General features: G+C 65.9%; 7 protein-coding genes. 2 read left to right on the top strand and 5 right to left on the bottom strand.

The annotated features are described in order from the left end of the window. Positions 1-139 precede the first annotated feature (139 nt). Positions 140-424, top strand: a complete 285-nt coding sequence (locus D6Z24_RS15810; RefSeq protein ID WP_129127573.1) for a flagellar biosynthesis anti-sigma factor FlgM — start codon at positions 140-142, stop codon at positions 422-424. A 106-nt stretch (positions 425-530) separates the two neighbouring features. Here D6Z24_RS15810 and D6Z24_RS15805 read toward each other — a convergent pair whose 3' ends face one another. From D6Z24_RS15805 to D6Z24_RS15785, 5 genes are all read right to left on the bottom strand, one after another. After that, positions 531-3,017 carry a methyl-accepting chemotaxis protein gene (locus D6Z24_RS15805; protein ID WP_129127572.1) on the bottom strand — a complete coding sequence of 829 codons (2,487 nt, stop codon included), beginning with the start codon at positions 3,015-3,017 and terminating at the stop codon, positions 531-533. 37 nt (positions 3,018-3,054) lie between these two features. Then, positions 3,055-3,810, bottom strand: coding sequence for a substrate-binding domain-containing protein (locus tag D6Z24_RS15800; protein WP_129127571.1), 756 nt, complete (start codon positions 3,808-3,810; stop codon positions 3,055-3,057). Positions 3,811-4,058: 248 nt separating this feature from the next. After that, positions 4,059-5,540, bottom strand: coding sequence for a M15 family metallopeptidase (locus D6Z24_RS15795; protein ID WP_129127570.1), 1,482 nt, complete (start codon positions 5,538-5,540; stop codon positions 4,059-4,061). Between the two features lie 67 nt (positions 5,541-5,607). After that, positions 5,608-10,752 carry an MBG domain-containing protein gene (locus D6Z24_RS15790; RefSeq protein ID WP_129127569.1) on the bottom strand — a complete coding sequence of 1,715 codons (5,145 nt, stop codon included), beginning with the start codon at positions 10,750-10,752 and terminating at the stop codon, positions 5,608-5,610. Between the two features lie 2 nt (positions 10,753-10,754). Next, a complete protein-coding gene (locus D6Z24_RS15785) occupies positions 10,755-15,320 on the bottom strand; it encodes a pilus assembly protein (protein ID WP_129127568.1) in 4,566 nt (1,521 codons plus the stop codon). 294 nt (positions 15,321-15,614) lie between these two features. On the opposite strand from D6Z24_RS15785, the gene D6Z24_RS15780 reads away from it, so the two are divergent. Beyond that, on the top strand, positions 15,615-16,796 hold the full coding sequence (locus D6Z24_RS15780) for a hydrogenase small subunit (protein ID WP_129127567.1): 1,182 nt from the start codon (positions 15,615-15,617) through the stop codon (positions 16,794-16,796). The last annotated feature ends 110 nt before the right edge of the window (positions 16,797-16,906 follow it).

Raw genomic sequence — 16,906 nt, 5'->3', positions numbered from 1 at the left:
GCGGACGGCGGCGAAGAGAGGTGGGACGGGCAGGTTGACTGCTGAGACATGAAAGAAAACTCACTGGGCTTCGGTGTCGGAAACGTTTACCATTCAAACAGATGCGACGTTCCCAACCGAGTTCAGCGAAGAGGAAAAAATGGACGTTACCTCGAAGATAGAGCAGGCGAAGTCGGCCCTCCCCGTGGAAGGGAGAATGGATACCCCGCTGCGCCCCCCTGCCAAACGGCAACAACCTCAACCGGCCAAGCGGGAAGACGTGGTGGAGCTCTCGTCGTCCCTGACGAGCATCTCGACGCAGGAACTGGACCGGGAACAGGCCCGGCGCGTAGCGGCGATCAAGGCGCAGCTCGACGCGGGGAGCTACCGGGTGGACACGCGCCTCGTGGCGCAGAAGATGCTTACCGAAGGCGCCGGCCTCTGATCCGCACCCCACTCTCGACCACGAACAAAAAACGGCGCGCCACGCAAGTGACGCGCCGAACTGTTTCTTCCTCCGGACGTCGGGCGCCGCCCGACGTCCCTTCCCGTTACGCCGCCTTGCAGCGGAACCAGGCTGCCATACCGGAAAGTTCTTCTGCGATCTGACGCAGTTCCGCCGAGGCACGCCTCACCTTATCGGTGGAGCGCTCCGACCTCCTGGTGATGTCGGCCATGCCGTCGACGTTGGCGGATATCTCCACCATTGCGGTCGATTGCTGCTCGGCCGCGGCCGCGATCCGCTCCGCCATCTCGGCACCGCGGTTCGAGGCGGCCAGGATCTCCTTGAGCGAGCGGCTCGCCTCGCCTGCGCGGCGCACCCCTTCCGCGACGTTCTCGTTTCCCGAGCGCATGGCGCACACGGTGCGCGAGGTCCCGTCCTGGATCTCGCGGATCATGGCGGCGATCTCCGTGGTCGCCTCGGTGGTGCGCGTGGCGAGCTTGCGCACCTCGTCCGCCACCACGGCGAACCCCTGCCCCATCTCCCCGGCCCGGGCCGCCTCGATGGAGGCGTTCAGCGCCAGAAGCGATGTCTGGTCGGCGATGTCGTTGATGATGTCGACGATGGAGCCGACCTGTTCCGAACGCTCACCCAAGTTGTGCACGAGGGCCGCCGCCTCACGTACCGAACCCGCGATCTGTTCCATCCCCTGGGCGGTCCCGGCGACGATCTCGCCCCCCTCTTGTGCGGTCGTGAGCACCTGCTGGGACGCCTCGGACGCCTGGGCGGCGCTTCCCGCCACCTCGTTGATGCTCTGCGATATCTGGCCTACCGCGTCCGCCGACTGCTCCGTAGCGATGGCCTGTTCGCGGGCTCCCTGCGCCAGTTCCTCGGCCGTGATGGAGAGATGCCGGGAGTGATCGGCAAGCCGCCCGATGGAGCCGGCAAGCGCCCCGGTGATCTCGCCCAGCTTCGCAGAGGTCCGGTTGAAGTGCAGCGCCAGGGCTCCGAACTCGTCCTTGCGCCCGGCGTCGAGCTTGCCGCTGAAATCGCCGCTGCCGAATCCCTCGGCTAGCACTGTGAGCTCGCGGATCGGCGCGGTGATGGAGCGGGTGAGCAGGATGCCGGTCACCAGGCTGAAGACGATCATCGCCCCGCCGAGAAGCGCCACCACCAGCACGAAACTTTGCACCACGCGGTTCACCGAGGCGACCGCCTTTTCCTGTTCGCTCTGGGCCGCCGTCACCCCCTGCTTGCCCCGCTCGTTTTGCTGTGCCACCAGTTCCTTGAGCTTCAGGTTCAGCGCGCCCGCCTGGCTGCGCACCTCTACCACCTGCTGCAGCTTCGCCACGGCCCCCTCCTTGGAGAGAAGCTGCCCCTTGATGCCGGCAAGGTTCGCCTGCACCCCCCGCAGGACGCCGAGCTCGGGGCTGCGGCTCCCAAGCTGCGCCGCCATGCGCTTCACGATCCCCTCGGCCGCCGCGAACCGCGCCTGGAGCTCCCCGGTGACCTGGGCGATCTCCTCCTTGGTCCGTGCCGCGAAGAGCTCCCTGATGTCGCTCTTGATATCGAGCCCGAGCGACAGGAGGGTGCCGTTCAGGGCAAGGATGTCCCCCGCCAGGTTCGACCCTTTAAGCGAGTCATCATGGCTGCGGCTTTCCTGCTGGTACTTACCGGTCGCCAACGTGACCGACTGCTCGATCTCGATCACCGCACCGGAGAGCTTCGCCGATACGTTCTGCGCCATCTGCTCGTACTCGGGCGAGGGCTCACCTCCCTTGGCGAGCACCGCTCCCTTCAGTTCCAGGAGCCCCTGTGGGGAGGTGACCATCCGGCGCGCCTCCGCCGCCATTTCGGCTGGGACCCTGACGCTTGCGTCGCCTGCGGCGACCAGACGGTTCTTGCCGAACTCGTTAAGCGCCGCGTCTAGTTTGCCGCGGGCGATGATCACCCCCTTCTTGCCGTTGGCCTTCAAGAGCTCGGACAGGGCGAAGTTCGCGTCCTTCAGGTAGTCCCGCGCCGTGGTGAGACTCATGAGTTTCTGGGTGATGTCGCTTGCCGAACCGCTGGAGGCCGAAAGCTGCCGGGCCGAGCTCTTCTGACGCTTCTGGATGGTGACGTCGAGATCGGAGAGCTTCCGCGTGATCTCCTGGAGCTCACGCTTCATCGCGAGGTCGGCCTGGCGCGCCCCATCCTCGGCCTTTAGCCGCGCCTGCGTGGTGGCGAGCATCTCTGAGGTGAGGCTTTGCAGCCGCTCCACCTCGCCGCTGGCGCCGTCCCCCCCCTCCCCTCCCTTCAGGATCGCGAGTTCGCCGCTCACCTTGTGCAGATCGGAGAGGGTCCGCTCGGCTGAGCTGCGTGCGGCGGCCAGGGCGTTCACGTCCGAGGCGAAGGCCACCTCGGCGAGATTTGCCGTGTGCTCCTGCAGCGAGCGCTGCATCTCGATGGTCTTTAGCTGAAACGGGGTGGAGCGCTCGGTCAGAATGAAGAGCTTTCCCTGAACGAATTTCATGCCCAAAAGGCTCACCCCGCCGATGATGGCGATACCGGCGAGGGTGAGCAGGGCGTTGCTGATAAGCTTGGTCTTTATCGTCATGTAAAGGCACCGTTTCTCTGTCTGAAGGCCTGAGCGACTATTTCTTCACGTAACTTTGTCCGTCGCCCTTCATGTAGTCGAAAACCTTCTGTGCCTTTGCCGAGGGCTTGCCGTTGGTGATGGCGATGATCGGCATGGTGAGCACCGGGCTTTCCACCACCTTCACCGTCGCATCGGCCAAGCCGTGCGGGTCGATGCCGACCGCCTCGGGGGTGGCTGCCACGCTCTCCTTGATCTTTGCGTAGTTGGTGGTGTCCAGGATGTCCTTGGCGACCTCGGCGCCGTCAAGGATCTCCTTTTTGAACTGGGCGTTCTGACCCGGCGTTGCCTTGCCCCATACGACGATGATGTCCTTGTCGTCACCGCCGACCTCTTTCCAGTTGGTGATCTTCCCGGTGAAGATCCCCTTTAGCTGTTCCTTGGAGAGCTGCGCCACCTTGTTCGAGGGGTGAACGAAGATCACGGTACGGTTCACCGCAACCTGGGTCACCACGAGGCGGGCACGGTCCACCTTGACCCCGTCCTTCTCGGCCCCGCTGACCATCGACTCGAGCGGAACGGCGCCGGCGGCGATGTCGAGCTTGCCGTTCAGGAGATCGACGAGACCGTCCTTCGGCGTGGACTGCAGCACCATCAGGGTGTCGCCGGTCGCCTTCTCGAAGGGGGCCTTCACCGGGGTGAAGACCGCGGCCATGGAGGCGCCACCGCCCCCCACCTTGATCTCCTCCCCGTAGGCTGCCGCCGCAGCCAACACCACCAAACCGCACACCGTCGCCTTAAGCATCTTCTTCATTAAACACCTCCGGGATTTTTATCGGCGTATCGACGGGGCGAGGGAAAAACCTTAGTGAAAAAATAGGGAACATCGGTATACAAGAGGAAATCGGGCGGAAAGGCAGGCGGCGGGAGAGAAGCCCAGGGACTGATTTGGTTCCCTGGACTGCCTTCCCCCCTCCCAGCCTCCCCCCTCCGGGGGGAGGGGGCACTCTTACCGGACATCGTAGCGGGGGCAGTAGCCTGATCGGGAAATTAGATATTAGGTTACGGCGGGGAGAGCTTCGCGGGGTCGAACTCGATGTGCTGGTAGTCGGGGAAACGCCAGCTTCCCCCCCAGGTGAAGCCGCGTTCTTTGAAAGCGGCCAAGAGCGGGTCTCCCGGCTGCAACATGCCTGGCAGGCGCTCGTTGCGTGCGAGATAGGGGGCCGAGGCGGCGGGAAGAACGCGGCATAAGGCGGGGTTGCCGAGGCAGAACTCGAGCGCCGCGGCGCCCCCATCGACCCGGGCGCCCTTTTCCCTTCCCGCCTCTTCCAGCATGAGATAGGGGTTTTGCAGCGGGTTTATGTCGAGCGCCGCGCCGTAACTGTGCCGCGAGAAGACCCCGGGCCTCCCCGGGACCTCGCGGCAGTTGAACGCGGAGCTGTTGTTGGCGGCCATGGAGCGGAAATCGTCGGCGTCGAAAGCGTCGATGAGCTCCATCCTCTCGATCGGGAAACGGCCGTTGTAGCCGTGCTGCAGCGCGTCCATGAAAAAGGCGGCGAGCGCCTGGTGCACCACGAGCTCGCCGTAATGGCGCGCCCCGTCGAACCCCCAGTAGGAGGTGACCAGGTAGACCAGATCCTGCAGGGGAACCGGACACTCCGGACGCCATGCCCCTTTTTCCTGCATCCGTGCCGAGACCTCCGGCGGGAGGGCAACGGCGGCGGCGAAGAAGCCGCTTCCCTGCCTGAGCGCCAGGAGGCGCGCCCCCTCCGGGAGCCGCTTCTTCAAAACGGGGGGAAGGTCGGCGGGGAGCACGCTTTTCACCCCTTCGGTCGCGACCGCAACGGCTGATGGGGTGCCTATCACCACCTGCGGCCTTTTTGCCGGATCAAGCCACTGCATCAACTGCACCAGGTCCGCCTCAGGCATGGAGACGCATCCGGCGGTGCCTGCGCCGGGGGCGCGTTCGACGTGGATGAAGATGGCGCTACCCATACCCCGCACCACGGGCTCGCTGTTGTAGTCGACGGCTATCGCGTAGCGGTAAAGGGGATCGGGGCGCAAAAGCTCCTCGAAAGAGGAGGCCTTCGTCGCGCCTCGCACCACCCAGCGGTTGTAGTCGGGGGACTGTGCGTCGTCAACCCAGAGGTCCTGCGCGTCGACCTGCCGGTACGGGAAGCTCCCGTTCGGGGCGGGTGCCGAGCCGAAGGCGCGGGTGAGCGGGAAGATGCCCGAAGGGGTGCGGCCGTCCCCCTCGCGCTTCTCGAAAGGGGGAGCCGTCCCGTTTCTGCCGAGGTTCACCGCTACCGCGGGGAGGGCCTGCTCCCATCCCGTCAAAGCGTGCTGCACGGGGTACAAAAACGCCTGCGGGCGCCCGGGCGTGCCGGGGTCCACGTAGAGGAGCTGCCCGCTGTCGGTTGCGGAAGCGATACCGTCAAGGCTCGCGCCGATATGCCGGGGAAGCTCCATCCGCGAGCCGCACCCGGCAAGGCTCAGGACCGCGAAGATGCAACCGGTTGCGATGGACCACCAACTCTGTTTCATGAGCCGCTCCTTTTCCAGACGTTAGCGACGTCTATACGATTTCGGAGCGCCGAAGGCAAGAAAAATCCTAGAAAAAGGCGAGACCGACGATCCTGCGCAAAAGCACGAGGACGTCACCCACGTCGATGATGCCGTCCGGCTTGGGCACGCCGTCCGCCAAAGGCGCAAGGTCGCCGTGGGCCATGACCTCGGCGGAAGCCTCTTCCTCACCGAGGGAGACCCTGAGCAGGCGTGCCGCATCAACGAGGTCGACCCTCCCGTCGCCGTTTAAGTCGCCGGCGATCCGCTCCACCCTTATCAGGTTGCGCTGCGCGACGCTCACCTCCCCCGCCGCGCTTCGCGCCTCGACGGTCACCCGGTTCTCGCCCGGGTGCAGGGGGATCTCCCGTTCGAAGAGCCCGGCCGACAGCACCAAAGGCGAGGTCGTCCCGTTCACGGCTAGGGTGACGCCCCCCTCCGCAGAGGCGCCGCAACTGCCCCTGAGCACCACCGACGCCGCCTCGGTCCTCATATCCTGCGGCGGCGCGGTGATGGCTACCGAGGGGCCGTTTGCGGCGGACGTGACGCTGCGTTTGACGCGGGAACTTCTCCCCTCCCGCTCGGCGGTGAATTCAAGCGTGTTCACGCCGGGCGAAAGCGCCGCGGTCGCCGAGAAGACACCGTCGGTGACGGCGAGAAGCTGCCCCCCCTCCCCGTTCACGGTCATGGCAACCGTGCTCCCGGCCGGGACGGTGCCCAGAATCGAGAGGGAGGCGGCCTCGGTGACGCTGTCGTCCGCCGGGACGGTGACTTCAAGCTTGGGGGCGAGCGGGTCCAGGGTGATGCTGAAGGTATGCGTGGTCAGATTGCCGGAACCGTCACGGGCGGCGACGCTCACGCTGTTCGTCCCCTCGGAGAGGACTACGGCCGAGCTGAAAAGTGTGGCGTCGGCGGTCCGGTCGATTCCCTGCACGGTGAGGCTCGCAATACCCGAGGCGTCGTATGCGCGCCCCAGAAGGTTCACGACCGGGTTCGAGGTGAAGCCCCCCGAACTCAGCGTGGATAGGGAGAGCTCCGGCGGGGTCCCTTCGGCTGCGACGGTGAGCGCCCTCGACACCGGCGCCGCGGCAAGGTAATTGCCGTTGCCGGGCTGGAGCGCGCTGAGCACGGTGGTCCCCGCTCCGACGATGGTCACCGTGCTACCCGAGACCTTGGCGACCATAGGGTCGGAGCTCTGGAAGCTGACGGAAAGCCCGCTCGTCGCGCTCCCCTCGAGGTCGAAGGGGGGATCCCCCACCACCTTCTGCGCCGGAGAGCTGAAGGTCACCTGCTGTCCGGTTCGGTGCACGACGAAGGGCTGCGTCTTCTCAGGCGCCGTCTCGAGGTCCCCGCTTCCCGCCTGCGAGGCCGTGATCACCGCACTACCAGCCCCGGTGATGGTGAGGACGTTCCCGTCGACGCGGGCCACCGCCGGATCGGAACTTCGGAAGGTGAGCGGGAGGCCGCTGCAGGCCGAGGCCACGATCTCGAAGGGTGGATCGCCGAAAGTCCGCTCGGGGATGGCGGGGAAGGTGATCTCCTGACAGGACCTGAACACGTTGAGCGTCCCGTTCACCGCCGCGATGCTGTAGTTCGTCGCCTGCAGCGTCCCCACACCGACCAGGATCGGATAACTCCCGACCGGACTGGTCAGGTCGGCCGTGGTGGAAAGCGTCGGGGTTCCGGAGAGGACGGAGCTACCCTCTCCTTTTACGAAGCCGCGGTAGAGCATGGTGAGCTCGGGGTTGGGGGTCAGGTAGGCACGCGACTTGTCCTCCGCGACCACCGTCAGCCGCGCCTTGACAACCGTGCACGGGACCGTGACGGGAGGCGCAGGATCCCAAAAATCATCGCCGGGCTGCGAGATGATAATCACGGTGCTTCCGGCTGTACCTGGGCGGATCTCGCCGTCCACAACGGTTGCCACCGTCGGGTCGGAGCTCGCGTAGACAAGAGGCAACCCGCTGTTTGAACTTCCCCCCGCGGCGACGGGAGGGTCGCCGTAGGTCATCGTCACCGGCACGGGTGGGGTGATGCTCTGGGTCTTGCCCGTCACGGTGAGGGTGCCGTCCGCGAAGCTGTACTGGTAGTTCGCGCTGGTGATGCTCCCCAAAGATACGCGTATCGGGTAGCTCCCCTTCGGGGTGGAGGCATCGACGGAGGTGGCAAGCAGTGGAGCGCCGCCGAGGCTTGCCGGGGTGTCCCGGGGGGCAAGTCCGGTGAAACCGGCGGTAAGCGCCGGGTTTTCCTGTCCGGCTGTCTTCGTTAAGTCGTCCGCTTTAATGACGAGCCCCCTCTGGCCGACAGTCAGAGACGCTCCGATGAAGGCGAGCTCATAGCCGTCCCCAAGGGCGAGCGTCCCCTGAGTGATGGGGTAGCTGCCGACGTCCTCTCCTGCCGTGCGTGAGAGGGCGCCGGTGAAACCGTCCCCCGCCTGCAACTCCGGCGTGAAGGTGTAGGTGAGCGGAGGGTCGGCATCGCCGTAGGTCTTCACCGCGGGGGCTGCGGTAACCGTCACCTTGATTTTCGTCCGCTTCAGGTGGTAGAGCCGGACCGACTCCACAAGCGAACCGGCACTGCCCGCGTCCCCTGCGGTAAATCCCCTGGCGCGGACGTAGTGATTCGCGTTCACCCCCAACCGTTCGGGGTCGAGAACGTCAAGCCGCCACCCGCCCGGGATCCTGGCGCCGTGCCCGAGAAACTCCCAGTTGACGCCGTCGGCGGAGTGCTCGAACCATACCCGCCAAAGTTCGGAAGATCTCCCGGAGCGGAGCCAGGTGACGGAAGCTCCGTCTGCAGCGACCGACAGATCGTCCGTACTCCAGCCGTTGTACAGACGGGCGAGCTTGCTCCTCGCCCCGAAGTTGTTGAAGTTGCCGCCGAGAAGGATCTTGCCGTCCGGCTGCAGGGCAGCCACCTTCACCTCGTCCTGAACCATCGACGGCGGCTTGGCGAGCCCAAGGTCGAAATCCGGGTCGACACGGCCGTCGGCCAGAATCCGCGCCGCATAGCGTCGGTCGAGCCTGGTCCCGAAGCCGTCCAGCACCTGGTCGAAAGCGCCGAAGATGATGACCGCCCCGTCGGTCTCCACGGAGGCGCCAAGGATGGTTGGAGAATAATAGGTGTCGGTGGAATCGGTCGCCAGGACGAAGCTCTCGTCCACGGCGCCATCTTCGTGAAGCAGCAGGATGTTTCTCTTGACCGGCTCGGTCTGTCCGGTGGCCTGGTCCGTCACGGAACCGGGGTACTGAAGGTCGCCGACGACCAGGATCCTGCCGTCGGCAAGCACGGTGAGAGCATGGACCCAACCGGGGAACACCAGGGGGGCGCCGCCGTTCCATGCGGGGTCCAGGGCGCCGGAGGGAAGGAGCCTCAGGAGCTTTCCATGTTCGGTCCCGACCAGGACGAGATCATCGTGCTGCATGGCGAGGACCGTTACCGGGTTGTCGAGTTCCGGAGCGGGGACGAAGCGCTCGTCTCGCTCGCCGGTCTCCAGGTAACGGCCAAGATAGCGCCAGGGAGAATCAAACGAGGCGTCTCCGCCGGTGTAGAACATCCCCCTCTCGCCGAGCGGCCCTCCAGCCGGCTGAACGATTGAGGAGATCACCCCCCACGCCTCGCTCAGGTAGGACTCCACCTTGGCGTTGAAGTCGGGAACCGGCGCACCTGCATCGTCCACGAGCATCAGGTTGTGCTGCAGCTCCCAGTTTACGAAGAAGAAATCGCCGCCGAGCAGAAGACCCCGGTCCGGGATGTTGGCGATGCTCAAGATGCGCCTGGTGACCTCTATGGGGCCGAAATCGTAGTCGAAGGACCAGTCGCTGGTGAGACCGGCGGTGAAGGAGACCGGCTCCCCCAGCACGTCCTCGAAATACCCGGTGATGAAGGTGCGGCCGTCGGGACGCTGTGTCGCCCTCAACACAATGTTGTCGTCCTGCACGATCTGCGGGATGTCGTCGTCGAGCACGCCGGTCTGGTAAAAGCGGGCCAGGGCGGTGCGGGAGACGGTGCCGACCATGGTGAACTCCCCGCCGGCAAGAAGCTTGCCGTCCCCCGCCAGTACCAGGGAAAGGACCGTCGCGTCGGGCGCCGGATATGTAGCGGGGTCGAGGCTCCCATCCATGCCGAAGCGGGCAAGGTTCGCGCGTTTTGCCGCCTCCGGTCCGACGGTGAAGCGCCCCGCCGCCGCGATCCTGCCGTCGGGCTGCAGCGCGATGGCGGAGACCAGCCCCCCCGGGGTCGTGTCGATCGCGGCGTCGAAAACGTCCGGGGACCCGTCCGGCATAAGCCGCGCCAAGTAATTGCGCGCGAGCGCACCACCGTAGAAATCCCCTCCGACGAGAACCTTGCCGTCCACCTGCACCGCCAGCGCCCGCACCACGCCACCAGGCGTCGGCGGGGCAAAGGAGCCGTCGTAGTCCCCTTGCGGCGTGAAGCGCGCCACGTTGGCCGAGCCGGGGGTGACGAACTCGCCGCCGACCACGACCGCCCCGTCCTGCAGCACGACGGCGTAGACAGCCGCGTTACCGGCGTCGTCGCCAAGTCCGCCGGCATAGCGCCAGTCAAGCTCCCCGCTCGTGCCCCCCGCCGCCGAGATCCCGGCCAGGTTCCGGGTCGGCACCCCGTCCTTTATCGCGGCGAAGACGCCGCCGACGAGGATGCTCGTTTTCGAGGGAAGCAGGGTAATGGCGTGCACCGTGACGGGGCCTGCCGCGGTTACCGGGTCGAAGGCGTCTAAGGCACCGTTGCCGCCGGAAAGCCGGGCGATCCCCTTTCTCGTCACCCCGCCGGCGCTGGTGAAGGCGCCGCCGATCAGCACGAGTTCCGGCCCGGCCGGGAGAGCGGGATCGGGCTGCAGTGCGACTGCGTGCACCGGGCCGTCCAGGACGGGGGGAGTAAAGGAGCTGTCGAGGGTCCCATCCGGGTTTAGACGTGCGAGGTGCCGGAGGGTCACTTCCGGGGTGCCGCCGGTCAGGGTGAAATCGCCGCCGATGACGATCTTGCCGTCGGAGCCCTGCACGGCGACGGCGTGCACCGAGCCGTCGATGGCGACGGTACCGCCGTGGTAGATGTTGAAACCATCCAGATACGGGTTCATGGCGCGCACGACACCGGGATGGAGAAGTAAAAAGATGAGGGCCAGGAGTATCGACACGTTGGCTTTGTTTCGCTCTGCCGCAGCGGCTCGTCTCATACCTAACGCTCCTGCATGTGGATGATTCTCTTGATGGGTTTGAGTCCGCTGTTGGTCACCAGGCGCGGCTTCACCGCCTTGCCGGGAAGGGGCGCGCTGCGGCGCCCGGCGCGGTCGGTGAAGCCCGAGAGGTCGATGTCGGCGGCGGAACCGTTGGAGAGCGGGAGCACCGCCTGCCCGGAGACGGCGCCCACCGCCCCCCCGGTGCTGTAGTGCACCCCCCAGAGGTAGGAGACCCCTTCTTCGCACGGGTCGAGGGGGGGCTTGAAGGTGGGGAAGAACACCGCGCCGCTCGTGACGGAAGCCGGTGAATCGAGGGCCCGCTCGCTTCCCAGCGCATGGGACGCCCCGTCGAGGGCGATCCACCACCCCCGGTAGTTCCCCTGCTGCTGTCCGGGAGGGACGACCTTCGCGGCATCGGTCACCTCGGTCAGGTCGTCCCGTGACATTGCGGCGGTGCAGACGTCGTTCACCCGGAGCGCGTTGTCACCGCTGCTGTAGCAAGGCTCGAGCACGCCGAATAGTCCGCGTGCCGCCTGCGGTTCGTCCTGGTTGTGGAAGTGCCGCCCGGTGCCGAAGTAGAGCCAAAGCCTCTTGTACTGCCGGTCCTGCAGCTTCGCCACCGCGCCGGTGACCGGGCCGACGCCATCGATCACCCGGCTCGTCTTCCAGGCGGCCGGGTTGGGGTCTTCACCGGTTGAGAGCCGCAACACCCCGCCGGTCCACCCGGAGGCCGTGGGCCGGCTGTAACCCACGTAGAGCGCCTCGTCCTCGTACTGCCCCTTGTTTGCAGCGCCTGAGTTCCACTTGTCCGAGTCGATTCCCGCGCCCGCCATGCTGCCGCCGAAGGCGTTGGCTATCCCCGTGTCGATCACCCAGTAGTTGCGCCCCTCGACGAACGGGGGGGCGGCGTTCAGGTCGACGGCGAAGAGCTTCAGATTCTGGTCCGAGATGGCGGTGAACTGGCGCGTCCCCCGGTCGACGGCGCCCGTGGGGCCCGAGGCGAACACGGCGAACCAGCGCCCGTTGCGGTCCGGGTCGTGGATCACCTCGGTCCCCAGGGCGCGGCGCGTCTTGACGCGCAGGATGGCCGCGCCGGAGGTGGCGAAACCCATTTCCGGGTGGGAGAACTCCCACAAAAGCCGCGGGGCGCCCCCTTCGACGCTCTGGTCGGTGACGTCCAGGGCGAAGTATGAGGAAAGCCCGCCGACACCGGCGGCGGGGGCCTTGACGCAGGAGTTCCCTTGGTCGGCGCAGTCGGTGCCGTAGGGGCGGCTCGCGCCGCCGAGCCCCATCCCGCCGACGAGCACCGTGCGCCAGTTGCTCCCCCCCCGCTCGTCCTTGGCGCAGTTCCAGTAGTCGCCGCGGCTGCAGGTCGCCGGATCGCCTATGCTCGCGTCGACCAGGGTGCTGGTGCCGTCCACATAGTACAGGTGCGGGTAGAGCGGCTCTTTCAGGTACCTGAGATAAGGAAGCGCGCTCTTCGGAATGAAGCCCCACTGTTCCTCCCCGAGACTGCTCCCGGCAAGGAGCGCCTTGCGCCCTGCCGGCCAGGTGGTGCCGGCGTCCGGGTGCAACTTGAGCGCCCCCAACCTAAAGGCGTGCAGCATCCCGTCGTTCGCGCCGACGTAGACGGTCCCCCGCTTCCCGTACCCGCCGCTTTGGTTGACGAACTTCGCATAGGAGATGTCTCCGTAGCCGCGCGGCGCGGGGAGGTGGTAGCTGCCGAGCGGCACCGCCGACTGCACCACAGGGACGGAGGAAACGATGTCGCCCAGTTTCCAGACGAGGCTTTGCGCGGCGCCGTAGGCCTTGAGGCTTCTCTCCCGCGTCGGGGCTCCGCCGCTCCCGGATGGGTCGTCCACCCCCTTGACGAAAGCGGCGATCTGCTGTGCCTCCGCCTGGTCCTTCGCCTGCAGGAGCTCCCGGTAGGCGTCGACCGAGGTATCGAGAAACGGGACGAGCGTCGCCCCGTCGGTCTGGGTGTACAGCGTGCGTCCCAAGGGAGCCCGCGCCCAGAGCAGGCGCCCCGCACGCCAAAGGCTCTGCACCGCCTCCGGCACCACGGAAAGCGGGTACCCCGCGGGCTGCGGGACGTCTGCCTTGCCGTCGCCGTCACGGTCGGTGAGGAGCGTGGCCCGGGCCTCTCCGAGCGGGGTCGGCATCTCGAAACGGACCACCCGGTCCTGCTTCAGGTCGAGGGTCTTGTCGCCGTCGGTGTCCTCGCGCACGCTGCTTGCGGCGCCGCTGGTGCCGACAAGGGGGTCGATGTAGTACCAAAGCCCCTGCAACTCACCGGTCCAGGCCGCGGCGCTCCCTCCACCGTCGTAGCTCTTGTTGGGAAAGAAACTTGGTTGGAGGTAAAGCGCGCCGTTGCCGTCTCCGGTTGAGAGAAGCGACGAGCCGGCGCCCACGCTGGAGCCGCCGATCACCTGCAGGAAGATCCCCTTCAACGCCCCCTGAAGGGCAGGGAGGTCCTTGACGCTCTTCATGCTCCCCCCGCCGTTTCCGGCGGTGAGCTGCATCAGCTTCTCGGGGACACCTTCGTCGGCGGTGGCGCAGCTCCCGTCCGGGTTGTAGCCGCCGCAGGGGGGGCCGGTGTAGACGACGTGGGTGGTGATGTACTCCTTGGGGCGGGCCGGCGCCTGGGCCAGGTCGAAGATGTTCCGGTGCCTGGCGACCCAGGCGACCTCGTCCAGGTTGTAGCTTCCCTGGTAGGGGGGGGCGGCCGAAGCCTGGGTGCCAGGCGCCGTGGTCATTCCGGCGGGGAGGCCGCCCGCACCGGACCACTTGGCAACCGCGTCGGCGACGAAAGCGTTCAACGCCGGGGCACGGTCCGCCGTGGACATCCCGTCGGTGACGATGAGGACGTTGTTGCGCTGGCAGCTGTACATGGAGGGGGGCTTGGCGACGTCGAAATCCGCGGACTGGAACCGGTAGGAAGCGTTGTTGGCGAAATAGCCGATGCTCTCGTAGAGGGTCTCCGCCAGAGGGGTCCACGAGGTCCCCCTGATGGCGTCGATGGCGGCGACAAGCCCGGAGGCATGGTCCCCGACCGGCGAGTGGTTGACATAGGAGATGATGTTGCCGCCGTCGCTCTGTGCTGCCGTAAGACAGGGCCCCTTGGTGTCGCAGTCCGAGGCGACGCCGCATTCCCTCTGCGGGACGGGGTCCCCGCTGCAGCGGCTTACGCAGCGGATTCCCCCCCCCTGGTCGCACTCGGAGCGGGCGCCGTCGTCGTTGAAGGTGATGGCCCCGAAGTTGATCTCGGCCGCAAACTGCTGGATGAGCCCCGACGGCGGCGCATCCGCGGCCAGACGCGCCACGATGGTCGCAACCGGAGCACCGAGGTTCGTAATGCCGGCGTCGAGGATGAAGGAGGGAAGCGCCGCGTCGGTTGAGGGTCGGTTCGCATTGGCCGAGGGATCGCTCAGCCAGGGGTCGGAGAGTTCCCTGCAGTAATCCTTGATCGTGTTGAGTCCGCAGGCTTCATTAATGCTGAACCCCGACCCCTGCGTGCACTCTCCCAGGTATCCCGTGGTATGGACGTTGTTGTTGTAAAAGCGCGGGTTGTGGTAGACCTTCGCCGCGCAGATGTCCTCTCCGACACCTGCGCGGAGCAGTGTCGGCAGCGTGTATCTCCTATAGCGATTGATGCAGTCGTTGCGGATGTCACCGGTGTCCTCAAACCCGAAGTCGGTCCCGCGAGAATAACAAAGGCTCAAGGTCTCGGTGAAGATCTTGCCCGGCGTCGGGATGCCCCAGTTGTCGTAGAGCCCCCCCATGCAGAGCGCCGCGGCATTCGAGAGCTGATCAACGGATGCGCTCTCCTGCCACTTCTTCACCGCGTCCAGACATTCATCCTTCCGATAAACCGCCGGATAAATATCGATGCGGGTCGGCCCGCCGTGGCTTGCCTGGGAGACGTAGCCCGGCTCGGAGGGGATCGGCCCGCGCACGCCGAAGGTGACAGGGAGGGGGGTACCTTTATCGTCGTACACCATCTTGACGTAGCGCTTCCCCACGCAGCCGCGCGATTCCCCCTGCAGCATGCCGGTACCCGGGTCGTACTTCCCACCGGTCAAGGCCAGCTTTTCAAGGTCGAGTTTGCTCATCGTCAGCCAGTTCAGGAACTTTCCAGTGGCGAGGAAGGTGTCGACCTTCTTGGATTTGATGTTGACGCAGAGGAAATCGGCGCGGGCCTGGTTGCAACCGCTCGACGCGATGCTGTCGGTGGTGGCGGTGAAGTATCCCCCGGAGGTGACGTAGCGGTACGCCTTCTTTTCATCGAAGTAGCCGGGATAGGAGCCGGCCGCATTGAAGGTGTCGTCGAAACAGAAGAGCTTGGGATCGGTATAGGCGAGGTCGTACATGCTGGCTGAGTTGTCCAGCATGAGCAAAAGGTTCGGCCTCACCCCGAGCCCGGGCAAGGGCGGCACGCTGCAGTACGCCTGCATGGCGGCCGCAGGATCGGCTGCGCGCGACGTTGCGGCAACAAGCAGTAAAACGGAGACCAGCAGAACGACCAACGCGTGGCGCGCGGTCCGCGGCGCTGCACCCTTGTTCATCTCGGCCACCTCTCCCATTAAAGTGATTTTGAAGCGATGCTTGAACGGCAGAAATATTAGAAAATTTCAATCAGAAGAGTATAGCGTCGGCTTCTCGAAAATAAAGTCTCCCATCGATTCGATGGGTTCCGCGTCTCAAAAGCGTTCTCGGTCTAATTTGACATCTTCCCCTTCAGGGTTAATCTTTCCTTTAAATTCATTGGAAAGATCAGGTGACTTTCCCAATGGCCGTGCAGTTCTCAATCACACGACCTTTCCCTCCCCAGGGCAGGGAAACGGAGGCGGAGAACGAAGATGAACGAGTCCATGGATGGCGGTTGGTCAGGCGGCGAAGGGTTCAGGGATTACCTGGCCCGGCGCGGGGTGACGAGGAGGGATTTTCTCTCTTTTTGCGGCAGGATGGCGGTGCTCTTCGGCGCAGCGTCGCTTCCCGGAGGGGGGCGGGCCTTCGCCAAGGACGTGGCCGAAAGGCTCTCCGGGGCGAAGCGCCCAAGCGTCATCTACCTCCAGCTCCAGGAGTGCACCGGATGCGTTGAGAGCCTGCTTCGCTCCGGCAGCAGCCCGGTGGACCGTCTGGTCCTGGAGCAGATCTCCCTGGATTACAACGAGCTTCTGATGGCCCCCTCCGGCACCGCCGCGGAGGAGGTGCTGAAGGAAGCCGAGGGAAGGCCGCATCTTTTGCTCGTGAACGGCTCGGTGCCGCTCAATGCCGACGGCGCCTACTGTACCATCGGCGGTGACTCCGCCCTGAACGTCCTGAAGCGCGCGGCCCAAAAGGCGAGCGCCGTAATCGCCGTCGGCGCGTGCGCCGAGTACGGCTGCGTGCAGGCCGCCTCCCCCAACTTGACCGGTGCCGTCGGCGTCTCCGACGTCATCACCGACCGTCCCGTCGTCAACATAAGCGGCTGTCCCCCCATCGCCGAAACCATCACAGCCACCCTCACCTATTACCTCGCCTACGGTCACCCGCCCCCCCTGGACGGCAACGGCCGCCCCCTCTTCGCCTACGGGCAGCGCATCCACGATAAATGCCCGCGCCGGGCGAGTTTCGATGCCGGCCAGTTCGCCGACAGCTTCGACGACGACAACGCCCGCCAGGGGCACTGCCTGTACCGCTTGGGCTGCAAGGGGCCGGCGACCTTCGCCCCCTGCGCCACGGTGGAGTGGAACATGGGGCAGAGCTTCCCGATCAAGGCGGGGCACCCCTGTCTCGGCTGCACCGAGCGCCACTTCTACGACCGCATGACTCCCTTCTACGACAGGCTCCCCGGTTTCATGGTCCCCGGGCTGGGCGTCGAGGCGACCGCCAACACCATAGGCATCGCCGCCGTCGCCGCCTCGGTGGGGGGCGTCGCCGTCCACTCCGCCGCGACGGTGATCGCAAAAAAACGCGCGAAGAAGGCGCGCCCCGAGACCCTCCCCCTCGCGGTCCTTGGGGATACGGAAAAGCGGGAGGAACAGGACAAGAAGACTTGACGCAAAGGCACGCTACATCCCCTCTCCCTCCGGGAGAGGGCTAGGGTGAGGGCGTCGACAGATTCACCGTCCTCACTTCGTGGCAACGCCCTCACCCGCCTTCGCATAGG

The sequence above is a fragment of the Geomonas oryzae genome (genome assembly GCF_004117875.1).
In the GTDB taxonomy this organism is placed as follows: domain Bacteria; phylum Desulfobacterota; class Desulfuromonadia; order Geobacterales; family Geobacteraceae; genus Geomonas; species Geomonas oryzae.
The sequence above is the reverse complement of the archived record's forward strand: the minus strand, read 5'-3'. Positions and strand labels throughout refer to the sequence as shown.

What these genes read in the sequence shown, in the direction of transcription:
- D6Z24_RS15800 (WP_129127571.1), bottom strand. Translation starts at nt 3,810, where the DNA reads ATGAAGAAGATGCTTAAGGCGACGGTGTGCGGTTTGGTGGTGTTGGCT.
- D6Z24_RS15805 (WP_129127572.1), bottom strand. Translation starts at nt 3,017, where the DNA reads ATGACGATAAAGACCAAGCTTATCAGCAACGCCCTGCTCACCCTCGCC.
- D6Z24_RS15785 (WP_129127568.1), bottom strand. Translation starts at nt 15,320, where the DNA reads ATGAACAAGGGTGCAGCGCCGCGGACCGCGCGCCACGCGTTGGTCGTT.
- D6Z24_RS15790 (WP_129127569.1), bottom strand. Translation starts at nt 10,752, where the DNA reads ATGAGACGAGCCGCTGCGGCAGAGCGAAACAAAGCCAACGTGTCGATA.
- D6Z24_RS15780 (WP_129127567.1), top strand. Translation starts at nt 15,615, where the DNA reads ATGAACGAGTCCATGGATGGCGGTTGGTCAGGCGGCGAAGGGTTCAGG.
- D6Z24_RS15810 (WP_129127573.1), top strand. Translation starts at nt 140, where the DNA reads ATGGACGTTACCTCGAAGATAGAGCAGGCGAAGTCGGCCCTCCCCGTG.
- D6Z24_RS15795 (WP_129127570.1), bottom strand. Translation starts at nt 5,540, where the DNA reads ATGAAACAGAGTTGGTGGTCCATCGCAACCGGTTGCATCTTCGCGGTC.